The following is a 15,875-nucleotide window of genomic DNA, read 5'->3' on the forward strand; positions in this document are numbered from 1 at the left end:
ATGAGCGAGCACCGTCGCAAACCGCCGCAGCCGCAGGGCGGCGGACGCGCCGCGGCCAGACGCGGCGTCCCAGGCGCGTCGTCGGGTCGCCGCGCGGCACCGCGTGGCGCCACTGGATCGCCCACTTCCTCAACCGGCTCGCACGGATCGGGAGCCCCTGACGACGGGGACCGTTCCTACGGCGGCCGTGCCGAAGCCCGGCGTGCCGCGCAGCGCAGTGGCGCTGTCGGCGCGGGCGGAGGCCGACGCAGAGCGGCCGACGGAGCCGGTGCAGGGCGCGGAGGCGCCGGTGGCGGCGGTCGGCGCGGTGGAGGCGGCCCGAACGGACCGGGCCGTGGTCGAGGACGTGGCGGCCATGAGCCCGGTAAGAAGCGGTTGATCAACTACCCGCGTTCGGACAAGGACGGCCTGCGCCGCTGGGTTCCGTCCTGGCGTCTTGTCACCGGCCTGTTCATCGGGTTCCTCGGGAGCCTGATGGCGGTCACAGGCATCGCGTACGCCCTGGTGGGAGTGCCGAAGGTCGATGATGCGGCCACGGCGCAGAACAACGTCTACTACTGGGCCGACGGCAAGCAGATGGTCGCCACCGGTGGTGAGACGAACCGCCAGATCATCGACTACGAGGACATTCCCAAGGAGATGCGGACCGCCGTCATCTCGGCCGAGAACAAGACGTTCGAGGACGACAAGGGCGTTGACCCCATGGGCATCACGCGTGCTCTGGTGAACATGGCCAAGGGCGGCGAGACCCAGGGCGGCTCGACCATCACCCAGCAGTACGTGAAGAACGCGCGCCTGGGTGACCAGTCGCAGACGTTCACGCGTAAGTTCAAAGAGCTCTTCATCTCCATAAAGGTCGGCCGGCAGGTCTCCAAGGAAGAGATCATGGCGGGCTATCTCAACACCGCCTACTACGGCCGTGGGGCCTATGGAATCCAGGCGGCCGCACGCGCCTACTTCGGTGAGGACGCCAGCGAGCTGGATCCCAGCGAGTGCGCCCTTCTGGCGACGGTGCTCAAGGGCGCCACGTACTACGACCCGGCGGGCTCCCCCGCGGTCGACCCCGCCGCCTCTCAGGAGGCCAACACTGCGCGGGCCACGAAGCGCTGGAAGTGGATCCTCGACGAAGAGGTCAAGGACGGTCACCTGTCCGCCGAGAGGCGGGCCAAGTACACGGACTTCCCGAAGCTGCAGAACCCGCGCTCCAATGCTCAGCTCGGTGGGCAGATCGGTTATCTGGTCGACCTGGCCAAGGCCTACGTGATCAACAACAGCGATGGCCGGATCACGGCCAATGACCTCCAGCAGGGCGGCTACGAGATCCACACGACCTTCGACAAGGCGAAGGTCATGAAGCTCGAGAAGTCCGTGGAGAAGGTCCGCAAGGCGAAGATCAAACCGAAGCAGCGGCCGGACAAGGACACGCACGTCCAGTTCGGTGGCGCGTCGGTGAACCCCAAGGATGGCGCGATCGAGGCCATCTACGGCGGTGAGGACGCGACCAAGCACTTCACCAACAACGCGGACCAGACCGGTGCGCAGGTCGGCTCGACGTTCAAGCCCTTCGTGCTGGCCGCGGCTTTCAAGGACGGGACGCGCGACAAGGAGGGGTTGCGCACCATCGTCAACCCCAAGAGCCTGTACAGCGGCAAGAACAAACTCAAGATCAAGAACTACGACGGCAGCATCTGGACAGACCGAGACGGCGAGCAGTGGCTGCAGACCAACGACGGTGACCAGGACTACAACCCGCCGAGCTACCAGATCGACCTCCGCGAAGCGATGCGGGAGTCTGTCAACTCGGCCTATGTGCAGCTCGGTATGGACGTCGGCCTGGACAAGGTGAAGGATGCGGCCATGGCCTCCGGCATCAAGGAGAACAGCCTGGCCAGCGCCAACTATCCGTCCTTCTCGCTCGGTACGTCCTCTCCGAGTGCGATCCGTATGGCCGGCGCCTACTCCACCTTCGCGTCCAGCGGCAAGCAGAACGAGCCGTATTCGGTGAAGGAAGTCGAGCACAAGGGCAACACCGTCTTCCAGCACGAGTCGGAGCCCAAGAGGGCCTTCGACCCGGAGGTCGCCGACAACGTCACCGACGTGCTCAAGACCGTTGTCGAGAAGGGCACGGGAACCTCGGCCCAGCTGAGCGGCCGCCAAGTGGCGGGCAAGACCGGTACGACCGACGGCAACAAGTCGGCCTGGTTCGTCGGCTACACCCCGCAGCTCTCGACCGCGATCAGCATGTACCGGCTCGACGACAATGAAGGGAACAAGAAGCGCCAGTTCCTGGAGATGTTCGGTACGGGTGGCGAGAAGAAGATCCACGGTGCCTCGTTCCCCGCGCAGATCTGGAAGGACTACATGGAGCAGGCCCTCAAGGGCGAGCCTGTGAAGAACTTCCCTGTGCCGCAAGAGATTGGTGAGGTCGTCGGTGAAACGCCGCCGCCGACCCCGACTCCGACCCCGTCGAAGACCGAGGAGCCGGAGGAGTCCCCCTCGCCGAGCCCCTCGGACACGGGACCGAGCCCGAGCCCGTCGGGAACCCCCGATCCCGGTGAGTCCTGTGCCGACTGGGACTGGCAGTGCAACAACAACGGCGGTACGTCGGACGGTGGAACCACCGACGGCGGCACCGGCGGGGAATCGCCACCGACCACGGAAGAACCGACGGGCGGTGGAGGCAACAACGGGAGCGGCAACGGAGGCATCTTCGGAGGGCCGTCAGGCTGACCGACGTTCCCCGTGCGTGTGTTTCACGTGAAACGCACGGTTTCACGTGAAACATGCGCCGTTGAGCGCTGACAACAAGGGCCGCCACGCCTCACCGGTGTGGCGGCCCTCGTCGTGTTCTCAGGTGCGTACGGCAGGATGTGCGGCATGCCCAGTGCAGAGACGACGCGCACGAGCGTGCACAAGACCACTAGTGCACAGCAGCCGGAGCCCGTACGGCCGACCAGGGAGGACGAGGTCGCCGCGGCCGGCAGCGAGCTGATCGGTGGACCCATCGGCCGCAGAGTGCTGTACGCGGCGACATGGTGGACTCCCGTACGCGTCATCGCGCTCGTGGCCATCGGAATGTTCGCGCTCGGCATGGTGCAGAAGATGCCGTGCTACGACGGCGCCTGGTTCCAGGGTGCGAGCTCGCAGTACACGCACGCCTGCTACTCCGACATCCCGCACCTCTACCAAGGGCGCGGCTTCGCCGACGGGCTCGTGCCCTACTTCGACAAGCTGCCCGGCGACATGGAGTACCTCGAGTACCCGGTGCTGACCGGTGTGTTCATGGAGGTGGCCTCCTGGCTGACCCCGGGCAGCGGCAGCATCCAGCACCAGGAGAAGTTCTACTGGATGGTCAATGCCGGGATGCTGATGGCCTGTACGGCGGCCATCGCCGTCTGTGTCGCCCGCACCCATCGCCGCCGCCCCTGGGACGGCCTGATGGTGGCCCTGGCGCCCGCCTTCGCGTTGACGGCCACCATCAACTGGGACCTGTTCGCCGTCGCTCTCACGGCCGCCGCGATGCTGATGTGGGCACGCGGGGGGACGCTTTCCGCGGGCGTCCTGCTCGGCCTGGCGACCGCCGCGAAGCTCTACCCGGCGCTGCTCCTGGGACCGCTGCTCATCCTGTGCTGGCGGGCGGGGCGCTGGCGGGCGTTCTGCACGACGGCCGGGGCCGCGTTGGGGGCCTGGCTCGTGGTGAACCTGCCCGTGATGATCACGCACGACGCCACGGGCTTCCACATCCGCGAGGGATGGGCGAAGTTCTACACTTTCAGCCAGGAACGAGGCGTCGACTTCGGCTCGTTCTGGCTGATCCTCTCCCAGCGCATGGACGACCCACTGTCCACGGACACGGTCAACACCCTGGCGACGGCGCTGATGCTCCTGGCCTGCCTCGGCGTCGGCGCGCTGGGTCTGACCGCACCGCGCCGCCCGCGCTTCGCGCAGCTGGCCTTCCTGGTAGTCGCCGCGTTCATCCTCACCAACAAGGTCTACTCGCCGCAGTACGTACTGTGGTTGATCCCCCTCGCCGCGCTGGCCCGGCCGCGCTGGCGTGACTTCCTGATCTGGCAGGCGTGCGAGGTCGCGTACTTCCTGGGGATCTGGCTGTACCTCGCGTACACGACAAGCGGAGACGCCCACAAGGGACTACCCACCGAGGGCTATCAACTCGTCATCGTGGTCCACCTGCTGGGGACGCTGTACCTGTGCGCTGTGATCGTGCGCGACATCCTGATGCCGGAGAGAGACCCGGTGCGGCGGGCCGGTGACGACGACCCCTCCGGGGGTGTCCTGGACGGCGCAGCGGACGTCTTCGTCCTCGGGCAGGCGGCGCATCCACCGCGGCACGCGGCGCACTCCAGCGAGGGAACCTACGTGCGGTGGGGATCGACGTCGACCGACGTTTCGCCCTGAGCGAACAGGCCGTCGGAGCGGCCGGAAACGACTGAAGGGCCGGGAGCGACGGTGGTCGCTCCCGGCCCTTCGGCCTTGGTCGGTCCTGTTGCGATCAGCGGTCGACGATGCGGTCGAACTGCGTGGTGGTGTGCCGCAGATGGGCCACCAGCTCCTCGCCCACCTTCGGCTCGGGTGCGTCCGAGGGCACGAAGAGGATGGAGACCTGCATGTGCGGCGGCTCCGCGAACCAGCGCTGCTTGCCGCCCCAGACGAACGGCGACAGGTTGCGGTTGACGGTGGCGAGCCCGGCGCGGGCCACGCCCTTCGCACGCGGCACCATGCCGTGCAGCGCCTTCGGGGCCTCCAGGCCGACGCCGTGCGACGTGCCGCCCGCGACGACGACCAGCCAGCCGTCGGAGGCGACCTTCTGCTGGCGGTAGCCGAAGCGGTCGCCCTTGGTCACCTGTGTGACGTCCAGGACGGCGCCGCGGTACTCGGTGGCCTCGTGGTCGCCCAGCCACAGATGCGTACCGATGCGCGCCCGGAAGCGCGTCTGCGGGAACTGCTGCTGCAGGCGGGCGAGTTCGTTGGCCTTGAGGTGGCTGACGAACATCGTGTGCAGCGGAAGACGGGCGGCACGCAGCCGGTCCATCCAGGCGATGACCTCCTCGACGGCGTCCGAGCCGTCGGTGCGGTCCAGCGGCAGGTGGAGCGCGAAGCCCTCGAGCCGTACGTCCTCGATGGCCGCGTGAAGCTGTGAGAGCTCCTGCTCGCTCACGCCGTGCCGCTTCATCGAGGACATGACCTCGATGACGACGCGGGCGCCCACGAGGCCGTGTACGCCGTCCAGGGACGACACGGAGCGGATGACGCGGTCGGGCAGGGGCACGGGCTCCTCGCCCCGCCGGAACGGGGTCAGGACCAGCAGATCGCCGCTGAACCAGTCCTTGATCCGGGCGGCCTCGTACGTGGTGCCGACGGCGAGGACGTCGGAGCCGAAGCGGGTCGCTTCCTCCGCGAGGCGCTCATGACCGAAGCCGTAGCCGTTGCCCTTGCAGACCGGGACGATTCCCGGAAACTGCTCCAGCACGTGCTTGTGGTGTGCCCGCCAGCGCGCGGTGTCGACATAGAGCGTGAGCGCCATGGCCGGATCCCGGAACCTTTCTCGTGGCTGCGGTGTATCAGAGGTATGAAGACTATTTGTGGCTGTGTGAATTGTGCCGGGTCGGTGCGGTCAGCGGCGCGACATGTAGATGTCGAGCGCCTTGTGGAGCAGCTTGTTGAGCGGGAAGTCCCACTCGCCGATGTACTCGACAGCCTCTCCACCCGTGCCCACCTTGAACTGAATCAGTCCGAACAGGTGGTCCGTCTCGTCCAGAGAGTCGGAGATGCCCCGCAAGTCATAGACGGTGGCGCCGAGCGCGTAGGCGTCCCGGAGCATCCGCCACTGCATCGCGTTCGAGGGCCTGACCTCGCGGCCGATGTTGTCCGATGCGCCGTAGGAGTACCAGACGTGCCCGCCGACGACGAGCATCGTCGCCGCGGACAGGTTCACGCCGTTGTGCCGCGCGAAGTACAGCCGCATGCGGTTGGGGTCCTCGGAGTTGAGGGTTCGCCACATCTGCTGGAAGTAACCCAGCGGCCGCGGACGGAACTTGTCGCGGACCGCCGTGATCTCGTAAAGGCGCTGCCATTCGGCGAGGTCCTCGTAACCGCCCTGGACGACCTCGACGCCGGCCTTCTCGGCCTTCTTGATATTGCGTCGCCACAGCTGGTTGAAGCCCTTGAGGACCTCGTCCAAAGAGCGGTTGGCGAGCGGCACTTGGAAGACGTAGCGCGGCTGTACGTCACCGAAGCCCGCGCCGCCGTCCTCGCCCTGCTGCCAGCCCATCTTGCGCAGCCGGTCGGAGACTTCGAAGGCACGCGGCTCGATGTGCGTGGCCTCGACGTCCCGCAGTCGCTTCACATCCGGGTTCTGGATGCCCGACTTGATCGCGGGAGCGTCCCAGCGCCGGATGACGACCGGCGGGCCCATCTTCACGGAGAAGGCGCCCTGCCGCTTCAGATGCGCGAGCATCGGCTGCAGCCAGTCGTCCAGGTTCGGGGCGTACCAATTGATGACCGGGCCCTCGGGAAGGTAGGCGAGGTAGCGCTTCACCTTGGGCAACTGCCGGTAGAGCACCAGGCCCGCACCGACGAGCTCGCCGGTCCGGTCGTCGAACCAGCCCAGGTTCTCCGAACGCCATTCACTCTTCACATCCGCCCATGCCGGGACCTGGCAATGACTTGCCGACGGCAGGCTCTGGATATACGCCAGATGCTGCTCGCGACTGATGGTCCTCAGGGTCAGACTCATTCGGGGCGCTCCTCGGGCTGGTGTGTCCCCATGGGTACAGGGGCTCCGGCTCTCGCGCCGAAGCCTACTGTGCCCCGAGAGCGCCCCGTCTGGGCGTACGGAACCTTGACCCCCGCCCTATGCGCGACGGGGGCGTCGAGGGGCGGCTACCAAAGCCCGCCGAAGAGTCCGCCGTGGGCCATACCCAGGAAGAATCCGACCGCCGATGCGCCGAGGCCGAGGATCAGGCCGAAGCGCTCGCGGGTCGTCTCGGAGATGAACTGCCCCCACGCACCCGTGGCGATCCCCACCAGGCCGGCCCAGGAGCTGAGCAGGTGGAGGTTGTGGAACATCGCCGAGACGAAGGCGATCGCACCCAGGATCAGGGTCACGCCGAGCAGCGTGTCCTGCATGGGATGGGCCTTGCCGTCCGTGGCGAAGAGAGAGCCGGCGGTGTTCGGTCGCAATGTCTGTGCCATAAGGCACCTCCTGCGGAAGGCGGCGCACTGTAGCGCCATACACACCCGATGTGTACAGATTCTGCCCTTCCGCGGCCGGATTTCAACCGGAAGCCCAGGTGCGGGTACTCTGTACCGTCTGCACCGGTGTCTGCCCAGGCCTTGGCAGGGACTCCCGATCGGTCTACTGATCGGGGAGCCCGATTGTCAGTGGCTGCCGATACCGTTGCGTACGCATCACGACCCTCCTGCCACGGAACGACCGTGGCCGCTGAGTCCAAAGGAGGTGGGTTCCACATGCGTCACTACGAAGTGATGGTCATCCTCGACCCCGATCTCGAGGAGCGCGCTGTCTCCCCGTTGATCGAGAACTTCCTTTCCGTCGTCCGTGAGGGCAATGGAAAGGTCGAGAAGGTCGACACCTGGGGCCGTCGTCGTCTCTCGTACGAGATCAAGAAGAAGCCCGAGGGCATCTACTCGGTCATCGACCTGCAGGCCGAGCCTGCGGTCGTCAAGGAGCTCGACCGCCAGATGAACCTGAACGAGTCGGTCCTCCGGACCAAGGTCCTCCGTCCCGAGACCCACTGAGCTTCCCAGCTCAGCGGTACTCGGGATCCGAGTAGCAGCAGCAAAAGCAGCCAGCAGCAAACCCGCCGAGAGGTTCCCCCATGGCAGGCGAGACCGTCATCACGGTCGTCGGCAATCTTGTCGACGACCCCGAGCTGCGCTTCACCCCGTCCGGTGCGGCGGTCGCGAAGTTCCGTGTCGCGTCCACTCCCCGCACCTTCGACCGTCAGACCAATGAGTGGAAGGACGGCGAGAGCCTCTTCCTCACCTGCTCGGTCTGGCGTCAGGCGGCGGAGAACGTCGCGGAGTCGCTTCAGCGAGGCATGCGCGTCGTCGTGCAGGGCCGGCTGAAGCAGCGGTCCTACGAGGACCGTGAGGGCATCAAGCGCACGGTCTACGAGCTGGACGTCGAGGAAGTCGGCGCCAGCTTGAAGAACGCCACGGCCAAGGTCACCAAGACCACCGGTCGAGGCGGCCAGGGCGGCGGGTTCGGCGGTGGCGGCGGCCAGCAGCAGGGCGGCGGCAACTGGGGCGGCGGCTCCGGTGGCGGTCAGCAGCAGGGCGGCGGCGGTGCTCCCGCCGACGACCCCTGGGCGACCGGTGCGCCGGCCGGCGGCGGCCAGCAGGGCGGCGGCGGTGGCTGGGGCGGAAGCTCCGGCGGCTCCGGCAGCTCCGGCAGCTCTGGCGGCGGCTACTCGGACGAGCCCCCCTTCTAGGCCTCAGGGCCAAGGGTGGGCCGTTCCCACACTTCTTGATCACACAGGAGAAACACCATGGCGAAGCCGCCTGTGCGCAAGCCTAAGAAGAAGGTCTGCGCATTCTGCAAGGACAAGGTCACGTACGTGGACTACAAGGACACGAACATGCTGCGGAAGTTCATTTCCGACCGCGGCAAGATCCGTGCCCGCCGCGTGACCGGCAACTGCACGCAGCACCAGCGTGACGTCGCCACGGCCGTGAAGAACAGCCGTGAGATGGCGCTGCTGCCCTACACGTCCACCGCGCGATAAGGGAAGGGTGACCGACTAATGAAGATCATCCTCACCCACGAGGTCTCCGGCCTCGGTGCCGCCGGCGAGGTCGTAGACGTCAAGGACGGCTACGCCCGCAACTACCTGATCCCGCGGAACTTTGCGATCCGCTGGACCAAGGGTGGCGAAAAGGACGTCGAGCAGATCCGTCGTGCTCGCAAGATCCACGAGATCGCGACCATCGAGCAGGCCAACGAGGTCAAGGCCAAGCTCGAGGGCGTCAAGGTCCGTCTGGCCGTCCGCTCCGGCGACGCCGGTCGCCTCTTCGGTTCCGTCACCCCGGCTGACGTCGCTTCGGCGATCGAGGCCGCTGGTGGTCCGAAGATCGACAAGCGTCGTGTCGAGCTGGGCTCGCCAATCAAGACGCTGGGCGCCCACGCGACGTCCGTGCGTCTGCACCCCGAGGTTGCCGCTCAGGTCAACATCGAGGTCGTCTCCGCCTAAGCACTGCGCTTGGCAGAGCTGAAGCAACCGTTGGGCCGCACCCTCAGGGTGCGGCCCAACGTGTTTCCCAGATGTGTTGTTTCACGGATGCGTTGTTTCACGGATCTGCTGTTTCACGTGAAACAGCGGGCCTGGGGCGGCGGGCGCTGGGTGGGTCCGAGGCCGGGGCCGGGGCCGGGTCAGCGGGTGGCGCCGGTGACGACCCAGCGTCCGGAGCGCGTGCGCAGCCAGAGGGTCACCATACGGACCGTCATCATCAGCGTCATCGCTCCCCAGACAGCGGTCAGTCCGCCGCCGAACGTCGGCACGAGGAGTGCCACCGGAACGAAGACCGCGAGCGTAGCCAGCATCGCCCAGGCCAGATACGGTCCGTCCCCCGCTCCCATCAGGACGCCGTCGAGGACGTAGACGATGCCGCAGACCGGCTGGGCGATGGCCACCACCACGAGTGCGGGCAGGGCGGCGTCCTGGACGATGGAGTCGCTGGAGAAGAGCGGGATGAACAGTGGCCGGGCGAGGACGACGAGCCCGCCGAGCACGATCCCCGAGGCGATGCCCCACTGCACCATGCGACGGCAGACGTCGCGCGCACCCTGGGGATCGTTCGCGCCCAGATAGCGACCGATGATCGCCTGACCGGCGATGGCGATGGCGTCGAGCCCGAAGGCCAGCAGGCTCCACAGGGACAAGATGATCTGGTGGGCGGCCACATCGGCGTCTCCGAGGCGCGCGGCCACCGCGGTCGCGATCATGAGGATCGCCCGCAGGGAGAGCGTACGGACAAGAAGTGGTGCACCCGCTTGGGCGCAGGCCCTGATGCCGGCGGCGTCGGGGCGCAGCGAGGCGCCGTGGCGTCTGGCTCCGCGTACGACGACGAAGAGGTACACGGCGGCCATTGCGCACTGGGCGAGGACGGTGCCCCAGGCGGAGCCTGCGATGCCCAGACCGGCGCCGTAGACGAGGCCCACGTTGAGGACGCCGTTGGCGACGAAGCCGCCGATCGCCACATAGAGCGGGGTCTTGGTGTCCTGGAGTCCGCGCAGGACGCCGGTGGAGGCGAGTACGACGAGCATGGCCGGGATGCCGAGCGAGGAGATGCGGAGGTAAGTGATCGCGTACGGGGCCGCGGTGTCCGATGCGCCGAAGAGCTCCACGAGCGCGGGTGCGGTGGGAAGGACGACGGCGATGACGGCGGCGCCGAGCAGGAGGGCGAGCCAGATCCCGTCCATGCCCTGGCGGATGGCGGACTGGAGATCCCCGGCGCCCACCCGGCGGGCGACGGCGGCCGTGGTCGCGTAGGCGAGGAAGACGAAGACACTCACGGCGGTGGTGAGGAGCGCCGAGGCGACGCCGAGACCGGCCAGTTGTGCGGTGCCGAGGTGGCCCACGATCGCGCTGTCCGCCATCACGAAGAGCGGCTCCGCGACGAGTGCGCCGAAGGCGGGAACGGCGAGGGCGATGATCTCTCGGTCGTGCTGTCGCCGAGTGGCCTTGGTCGCCGTGGGAGCCTGTGTCATGCACACCAATCTAATCTTCCACAGGTAAGAGATGCAATTGCTTTGGGACCCTTACCGGGTCTCGAGTGGGACACTCTTCGGGGCGCTGTTTGGTCCGATCTTGGTCCGACTGGGGAAGTTTTTCTTCTGCACAGCCGGTGGATGGGAAAGCCGCAGGTCAGGGTGTGTTTGTGAAGAAGGCTGAGTGCTTGTTCACAGGGCTGTCCACCGAGCCGTGCACAGGTTTGGCGGGGTTCTCCACAGCAACGCGCCCGTCATCCACACCGCCTGTGGATAACCAGATTGGCTGACGGTGGCCACGGGCCTACCGTGGGGCGGCGCCCCCCTCGTGATCCGACCTCGGAAAGCCCGTAAATCCGACGCGTCAGAACCGGAGTTGGGCCGCCCATTTGTCAGTGTCGTGCCGTAAGAAAGAAGGGCACGGCGAGGTCCGCGCGGCGGACGTGAGGGAGGTGGCCCGGTGAGTATTTCCGAGCCCTTGGACGAGCCCTGGGCCGACAGCGGTCCCAGTGACCGTCTGCCCGCCTCCCGCCAGCGCCGCGACGGAGGCAGGAGCCGCGACGAGCAGCACGACCGCGGTCGTGAAGGCGGCGGCTGGGACGGCGGAGGCACCGCCTTCGAACGCGTACCGCCTCAGGATCTCGATGCCGAACAGTCCGTGCTCGGCGGCATGCTGCTCTCCAAGGACGCCATCGCCGATGTCGTCGAGGTGCTCAAGGGCCACGATTTCTACCGGCCCGCACACGAAACGATCTACACGGCGATCCTCGACCTGTACGCCAAGGGCGAGCCGGCCGATCCGATCACCGCGGCGGCCGAGCTCACCAAGCGCGGTGAGATCACCAAGGTCGGCGGCGCATCGTATCTGCACACGCTGGTGCAGACGGTGCCGACGGCGGCGAACGCCGAGTACTACGCGGAGATCGTCCACGAGCGGGCGGTCCTGCGCCGCCTCGTCGAGGCGGGCACGCGCATCACACAGATGGGATACGCGGCCGACGGCGACGTCGACGAGATCGTCAACAGCGCCCAGGCCGAGATCTACGCGGTCACCGAGCAGCGCACCAGTGAGGACTATCTGCCGCTCGGCGACATCATGGAGGGCGCGCTCGACGAGATCGAGGCGATCGGTTCGCGCAGCGGCGAAATGACCGGTGTGCCGACGGGCTTCACCGACTTCGACTCGCTGACGAACGGCCTGCACCCCGGCCAGATGATCGTCATCGCCGCCCGTCCCGCCATGGGTAAGTCCACGCTGGCACTCGACTTCGCGCGCGCCGCTTCCATCAAGCACAACCTGCCCAGCGTCATCTTCTCCCTGGAAATGGGGCGCAACGAGATCGCGATGCGTCTGCTCTCCGCGGAGGCACGGGTGGCGCTGCACCACATGCGCTCCGGCACGATGACGGACGAGGACTGGACGCGGCTCGCGCGCCGGATGCCCGAGGTCTCGGCGGCTCCGCTCTACATCGACGACTCCCCGAACCTGTCGATGATGGAGATCCGCGCGAAGTGCCGCCGCCTCAAGCAGCGCGCGGACATCAAGATGGTGATCATCGACTATCTGCAGCTGATGCAGTCCGGTGGTTCCAAGCGCGCCGAGAGCCGCCAGCAGGAAGTCTCGGACATGTCGCGAAACCTGAAGCTGCTCGCCAAGGAGCTCGAGGTCCCGGTCATCGCGCTCTCGCAGCTGAACCGTGGCCCCGAGCAGCGCACGGACAAGAAGCCCCAGGTCTCCGACCTGCGTGAATCCGGATCGATCGAGCAGGACGCGGACATGGTGATCCTGCTCCACCGCGAGGACGCGTACGAGAAGGAATCGCCGCGCGCGGGCGAGGCGGACATCATCGTCGGCAAGCACCGTAACGGCCCAACGGCGACGATCACGGTCGCTTTCCAGGGGCACTACTCGCGCTTCGTGGACATGGCGCAGACGTAGCAGAGCAGCCGTAGCAGGCGGCAGTACGTCAGGTCAGTTTCCGCACGGTCTCGCCCAGGATCGCCATTGCCGAGGCCGGCGAAGCGCTTGGCGGCGACCAGCGCGTCCCGGTACCTCGGCGGCGCGAGGATCCAGCCGATGCGCAGCGCCGGAGCGAGCGGCTTGGACACGCTCCCGGCGTAGCAGACGTGTTCGACGAGCAGGGAGCGCAGGGCCGCGACCGGGGCGCGGTCGTAGCGGTGCGCGGCGTCGTAGTCGTCCTCGCCCGCGCGGCGATCGACTGCCTGGTCCGGCTCCAGGCCGATGGCGGAGGAAACGCTCTGGTCGGGCGCCAGTTGCAACCGCTCCTCGCGCAGGCCGGATACGACACGGTCCGGGTGCGACCGTGCACGGTCTACGCGGACGGGACCCGGCCCGAGCTGGTCGAAGGCTTCACGCGCAGCACGTTCATCGCCATGATCGAATCCGTCAGGGACGACGCGCTGGCCGCCGCCCTCATCACCGAGACCGACTGGGACCGCGGGATCGCTGATCTGCGCAGGACGGCTGACGACCAAGGGACCTTCCACTACACGTTCTTCAAACCCACGGGTACGCGTTCCGCGTAGCGCGACGCCCGGAATTCGCTCGACGCGTGGCTTCCTCGCGGGTGGACTAGGGCCATGACATCACCCCGTGAAGAGCTGCTGCCCTCCACCCGCCGAGCCCTGCTGCACCGCGTCGCCACCGTTCAGGCGGAGGGGCGGGCGCCTTCGCTCGTCGCCTCGGTGCTCAGGGACGGTGAGTTGGTGTGGACCGAAGGGCGGACCTGCGTCGAGGGGCACGCACCGGACGAGAACGTTCAGTACCGCATCGGCTCGATCACCAAGACCTTCACCGCCGTGCTGGTGATGCGGCTGCGCGACGAGGGCACTCTGGACCTCGCCGACCCCCTGGAGAAGCACCTTCCCGGGACGGCCGCGGGCGACGTGAGCATCGTGGAACTCCTCGCGCACACCAGCGGGTTGGCGGCCGAGACGCCTGGGGAGTGGTGGGAGCGTACGCCCGCTTCGCAGCGTCCGGAACTCGGTGACGTGCTCGGAGAGCAGCCCTTCAAGCACCCCACCGGCCGCCGCTTCCACTACTCCAACCCCGGCTATACGCTGCTCGGTTCGCTGATCGAAGCAGTGCGGGGCGACTCCTGGGAAGCGGTGCTGCGCCGCGAGATCCTGGAGCCGCTGGGCCTCGACAGGACGAGTACGCAGCCGCAGGCCCCGCACGCGGGTGGCTGGGCCGTCCACCCGTGGGCGGACGTGATGATGCCCGAACCGGCCGAGGACCTCGGTCTCATGGCTCCGGCCGGGCAGCTCTGGTCGACGACGGCGGACCTGGCGCGCTTCGCCGCCTTCCTCCTGGAGGGCGATGACCGGGTTCTTTCCGCCGATTCCGTACGGGAGATGCGTACGCCGGCGTCGCCGGCACAGCCGGGGGACTGGGACGTGACGTATGGCCTGGGCACGCAGGTGATCCGTGGGGACGGACGCACCCTGGTCGGGCACGGCGGCTCACTGCCGGGCTTCATGGCCGGGCTGTGGGCGAGCGAGGAGGACGGTCTGGTGGCGGTCACGCTGACCAACTGCACCTCTGGCCCTGCCGTGACGGGCCTGGCCTTCGACCTGCTGAAGATCGTGGCCGAGGCCGAGCCGCGTATCCCTGAGGCGTGGCGGCCCCTGACCGAGCTGGACGAGGGTCTGCTGGAGCTTGCGGGGCCCTGGTACTGGGGGACGAGCGTGTTCGCTCTGCGGCCGCAGGCCGACGGGGAGGTCGACCTTTCGCCCCTTGCGGGCGGTGGCCGCGGCTCGCAGTTCCGGCCGAACGGTGACGGCGCCTGGACCGGCCTTGACGGCTACTTCGCCGGGGAGGTGCTGCGGGCGGTGCGGCGACCCGACGGGTCGGTCAGCCATCTCGACCTGGGGTCGTTCTGCTTCACCCGGGAGCCGTATGACGCGGGGGCTTCCGTGCCGGGCGGGGTGGACCCGGATGGGTGGCGCGGGCTTCCTCAGTAGGAGTTGCCAAGTTCCTGCATAAGCCCACTGGGGCGTCGTGTTTCACGTGAAACACGACGCCCCAGCGCTACGTCAGGCCAACGGCAGCTTCAGAGTTCCATCTTGAAGCCCACATGCGATGCCGTGAACCCGAGCCGCTCATAGAAGCGGTGGGCGTCGGTGCGGGTGGCGTCGGACGTCAGCTGCACCAACCGGCAGTTCTGGCGGCGGGATTCATCGATGGCCCACTCGATGAACCGGGTGCCGAGACCACTGCCGCGCTCGTCGGCGTGGATGCGCACGCCCTCGATGATCGACCGCGTCGCGCCCTTCCGGGAGAGGCCCGGAACGATCGTGAGCTGGAGGGTGCCGACGACGCGTCCCTCGCGAGCGGCGACGACCAGGTGCTGGTTCGGGTCTCCGGCAAGGCGCTCGTACGCGGTGAGGTACGGAGTGAGGTCTTCCGGCGACTCGCGTGCCTTGCCCAGAGGGTCATCGGCGAGCATTTCCACGATGGCGGGAATGTCGTCGGCGCCTGCCGGGCGTATCTCAAGCTCTCCCATGAGACGCAGCCTACGCAGCCTGTGCAGCGATCTGCCTCTGATGCAGGGTCCGCTCCCGCAGGCCTCCTACGCCGGGACCCGTACCGCTTCCACGGCCCTGACCAGCGGCGCGAGCTCCGGGTTCAGCGCCGCTTCGTCGAGTGCCTCGCGCAGCGCGGCGTCATTGGTGGGGCGCGCCTCAGCGAGAAGTGCCGTGCCCGTCTCGCTGACGTCCGTGTAGATGCCGCGGCGATCGGTGGGGCACAGGTACCGGGAGAGCAGCCCTCGGTCCTCGAGCCGGGTGACCAGGCGCGTGGTGGCGCTCTGGCTGAGTACGACGGCGTCGGCGACCTGCTTCATCTGCAGGTGGCCGCCCTCTCCGTCGTGCTGGCGGCTGAGGACGTCGAGCAGGGAGTACTCGCGCACGCTGAGGTCGTGTTTGGCCTGCAGGGCGCGCTCGATGTGGGTCTCGATCTTCCCGTGAAGCAGGGAGAGCGCGCACCAGCCCTGCGCAAGGGCGGTCAGTGCGGGGTCCGTCGCTGTCATGGCTCTTGTTCCTCCGTCCCGGAGCTGCTGAGACCAGGGTAGTCCACCGCTGCAATATCCAGCGGTTGCAAATA

Annotated in this window: 16 protein-coding genes and 1 pseudogene; 10 read left to right on the plus strand and 7 right to left on the minus strand. The window is 67.6% G+C overall.

The window, feature by feature from the left end; genetic code table 11:
• Positions 1 to 202 precede the first annotated feature (202 nt).
• The 3 genes from AC5P1C_RS04605 (at position 203) to AC5P1C_RS04615 (ending at position 4,416) form a co-directional block, all read left to right on the plus strand.
• Positions 203 to 379, plus strand: coding sequence for a hypothetical protein (locus AC5P1C_RS04605; protein WP_493864348.1), 177 nt, complete (start codon positions 203 to 205; stop codon positions 377 to 379).
• Complete coding sequence (locus AC5P1C_RS04610) at positions 376 to 2,730, plus strand: transglycosylase domain-containing protein (protein ID WP_493864349.1); 2,355 nt, start codon at positions 376 to 378, stop codon at positions 2,728 to 2,730. Before AC5P1C_RS04605 ends, AC5P1C_RS04610 begins: the two co-directional genes overlap by 4 nt.
• Positions 2,731 to 2,868: 138 nt before the next feature.
• Positions 2,869 to 4,416: a glycosyltransferase family 87 protein gene (locus AC5P1C_RS04615; RefSeq protein ID WP_493864350.1), complete on the plus strand. Its 1,548-nt coding sequence runs from the start codon at positions 2,869 to 2,871 to the stop codon at positions 4,414 to 4,416.
• Positions 4,417 to 4,510: 94 nt separating this feature from the next.
• On the opposite strand, the gene AC5P1C_RS04620 is transcribed toward AC5P1C_RS04615, so the two are convergent.
• From AC5P1C_RS04620 to AC5P1C_RS04630, 3 genes are all read right to left on the minus strand, one after another.
• A complete protein-coding gene (locus AC5P1C_RS04620; RefSeq protein WP_493864351.1) occupies positions 4,511 to 5,542 on the minus strand; it encodes an alanine racemase in 1,032 nt (343 codons plus the stop codon).
• 90 nt (positions 5,543 to 5,632) lie between these two features.
• Positions 5,633 to 6,754, minus strand: coding sequence for a lipid II:glycine glycyltransferase FemX (locus AC5P1C_RS04625; protein ID WP_467685539.1), 1,122 nt, complete (start codon positions 6,752 to 6,754; stop codon positions 5,633 to 5,635).
• A gap of 146 nt (positions 6,755 to 6,900) precedes the next feature.
• Positions 6,901 to 7,212: a hypothetical protein gene (locus tag AC5P1C_RS04630; protein ID WP_249588912.1), complete on the minus strand. Its 312-nt coding sequence runs from the start codon at positions 7,210 to 7,212 to the stop codon at positions 6,901 to 6,903.
• A 276-nt stretch (positions 7,213 to 7,488) separates the two neighbouring features.
• On the opposite strand from AC5P1C_RS04630, the gene rpsF reads away from it, so the two are divergent.
• From rpsF to rplI, 4 genes are all read left to right on the plus strand, one after another.
• Positions 7,489 to 7,779: a 30S ribosomal protein S6 gene (gene rpsF, locus AC5P1C_RS04635; RefSeq protein WP_006604399.1), complete on the plus strand. Its 291-nt coding sequence runs from the start codon at positions 7,489 to 7,491 to the stop codon at positions 7,777 to 7,779.
• Between the two features lie 80 nt (positions 7,780 to 7,859).
• On the plus strand, positions 7,860 to 8,474 hold the full coding sequence (locus tag AC5P1C_RS04640) for a single-stranded DNA-binding protein (RefSeq protein ID WP_493864352.1): 615 nt from the start codon (positions 7,860 to 7,862) through the stop codon (positions 8,472 to 8,474).
• A gap of 57 nt (positions 8,475 to 8,531) precedes the next feature.
• On the plus strand, positions 8,532 to 8,768 hold the full coding sequence (rpsR, locus tag AC5P1C_RS04645) for a 30S ribosomal protein S18 (RefSeq protein ID WP_003949403.1): 237 nt from the start codon (positions 8,532 to 8,534) through the stop codon (positions 8,766 to 8,768).
• 18 nt (positions 8,769 to 8,786) lie between these two features.
• Entirely contained in the window at positions 8,787 to 9,233 is a 447-nt protein-coding gene (gene rplI / locus AC5P1C_RS04650) for a 50S ribosomal protein L9 (RefSeq protein ID WP_190082966.1), read from the plus strand.
• A gap of 179 nt (positions 9,234 to 9,412) precedes the next feature.
• Here the strand turns inward: rplI and AC5P1C_RS04655 are convergent, their stop codons facing one another.
• Complete coding sequence (locus AC5P1C_RS04655) at positions 9,413 to 10,750, minus strand: MATE family efflux transporter (protein WP_493864353.1); 1,338 nt, start codon at positions 10,748 to 10,750, stop codon at positions 9,413 to 9,415.
• A 460-nt stretch (positions 10,751 to 11,210) separates the two neighbouring features.
• Between AC5P1C_RS04655 and dnaB the strand changes: the two genes are divergently transcribed.
• The gene (gene dnaB / locus AC5P1C_RS04660) at positions 11,211 to 12,689 is read left to right on the plus strand and encodes a replicative DNA helicase (protein ID WP_493864354.1); all 1,479 of its coding nucleotides are present in this window, start codon (positions 11,211 to 11,213) and stop codon (positions 12,687 to 12,689) included.
• Positions 12,690 to 12,754: 65 nt separating this feature from the next.
• On the opposite strand, the pseudogene AC5P1C_RS04665 reads toward dnaB, so the two are convergent.
• Positions 12,755 to 12,952, minus strand: a pseudogene (locus AC5P1C_RS04665) (MocR-like pyridoxine biosynthesis transcription factor PdxR); the annotation flags it as partial.
• Positions 12,953 to 13,024: 72 nt separating this feature from the next.
• On the opposite strand from AC5P1C_RS04665, the gene AC5P1C_RS04670 reads away from it, so the two are divergent.
• Together AC5P1C_RS04670 and AC5P1C_RS04675 are read left to right on the plus strand one after the other, a co-directional pair.
• Entirely contained in the window at positions 13,025 to 13,297 is a 273-nt protein-coding gene (locus AC5P1C_RS04670; RefSeq protein WP_493864355.1) for a hypothetical protein, read from the plus strand.
• 54 nt (positions 13,298 to 13,351) lie between these two features.
• The gene (locus AC5P1C_RS04675; protein WP_493864356.1) at positions 13,352 to 14,734 is read left to right on the plus strand and encodes a serine hydrolase domain-containing protein; all 1,383 of its coding nucleotides are present in this window, start codon (positions 13,352 to 13,354) and stop codon (positions 14,732 to 14,734) included.
• Positions 14,735 to 14,823: 89 nt separating this feature from the next.
• Here AC5P1C_RS04675 and AC5P1C_RS04680 read toward each other — a convergent pair whose 3' ends face one another.
• Positions 14,824 to 15,276, minus strand: a complete 453-nt coding sequence (locus AC5P1C_RS04680; protein WP_493864357.1) for a GNAT family N-acetyltransferase — start codon at positions 15,274 to 15,276, stop codon at positions 14,824 to 14,826.
• Positions 15,277 to 15,342: 66 nt separating this feature from the next.
• Positions 15,343 to 15,801 (minus strand): MarR family winged helix-turn-helix transcriptional regulator, encoded by a 459-nt coding sequence (locus AC5P1C_RS04685; RefSeq protein WP_493864358.1) that lies wholly within the window; start codon positions 15,799 to 15,801, stop codon positions 15,343 to 15,345.
• Positions 15,802 to 15,875: the final 74 nt, after the last annotated feature.

The organism is Streptomyces sp. A18, assembly GCF_059026065.1.

Excerpts from the sequence above, each read along its gene's own strand:
- rpsF (WP_006604399.1), top strand. The coding sequence starts at position 7,489 with ATGCGTCACTACGAAGTGATGGTCATCCTCGACCCCGATCTCGAGGAG.
- AC5P1C_RS04615 (WP_493864350.1), top strand. The coding sequence starts at position 2,869 with ATGTGCGGCATGCCCAGTGCAGAGACGACGCGCACGAGCGTGCACAAG.
- AC5P1C_RS04625 (WP_467685539.1), bottom strand. The coding sequence starts at position 6,754 with ATGAGTCTGACCCTGAGGACCATCAGTCGCGAGCAGCATCTGGCGTAT.
- rplI (WP_190082966.1), top strand. The coding sequence starts at position 8,787 with ATGAAGATCATCCTCACCCACGAGGTCTCCGGCCTCGGTGCCGCCGGC.
- AC5P1C_RS04630 (WP_249588912.1), bottom strand. The coding sequence starts at position 7,212 with ATGGCACAGACATTGCGACCGAACACCGCCGGCTCTCTCTTCGCCACG.
- AC5P1C_RS04685 (WP_493864358.1), bottom strand. The coding sequence starts at position 15,801 with ATGACAGCGACGGACCCCGCACTGACCGCCCTTGCGCAGGGCTGGTGC.
- AC5P1C_RS04640 (WP_493864352.1), top strand. The coding sequence starts at position 7,860 with ATGGCAGGCGAGACCGTCATCACGGTCGTCGGCAATCTTGTCGACGAC.
- AC5P1C_RS04680 (WP_493864357.1), bottom strand. The coding sequence starts at position 15,276 with ATGGGAGAGCTTGAGATACGCCCGGCAGGCGCCGACGACATTCCCGCC.
- AC5P1C_RS04655 (WP_493864353.1), bottom strand. The coding sequence starts at position 10,750 with ATGACACAGGCTCCCACGGCGACCAAGGCCACTCGGCGACAGCACGAC.
- AC5P1C_RS04675 (WP_493864356.1), top strand. The coding sequence starts at position 13,352 with ATGACATCACCCCGTGAAGAGCTGCTGCCCTCCACCCGCCGAGCCCTG.
- AC5P1C_RS04620 (WP_493864351.1), bottom strand. The coding sequence starts at position 5,542 with ATGGCGCTCACGCTCTATGTCGACACCGCGCGCTGGCGGGCACACCAC.
- rpsR (WP_003949403.1), top strand. The coding sequence starts at position 8,532 with ATGGCGAAGCCGCCTGTGCGCAAGCCTAAGAAGAAGGTCTGCGCATTC.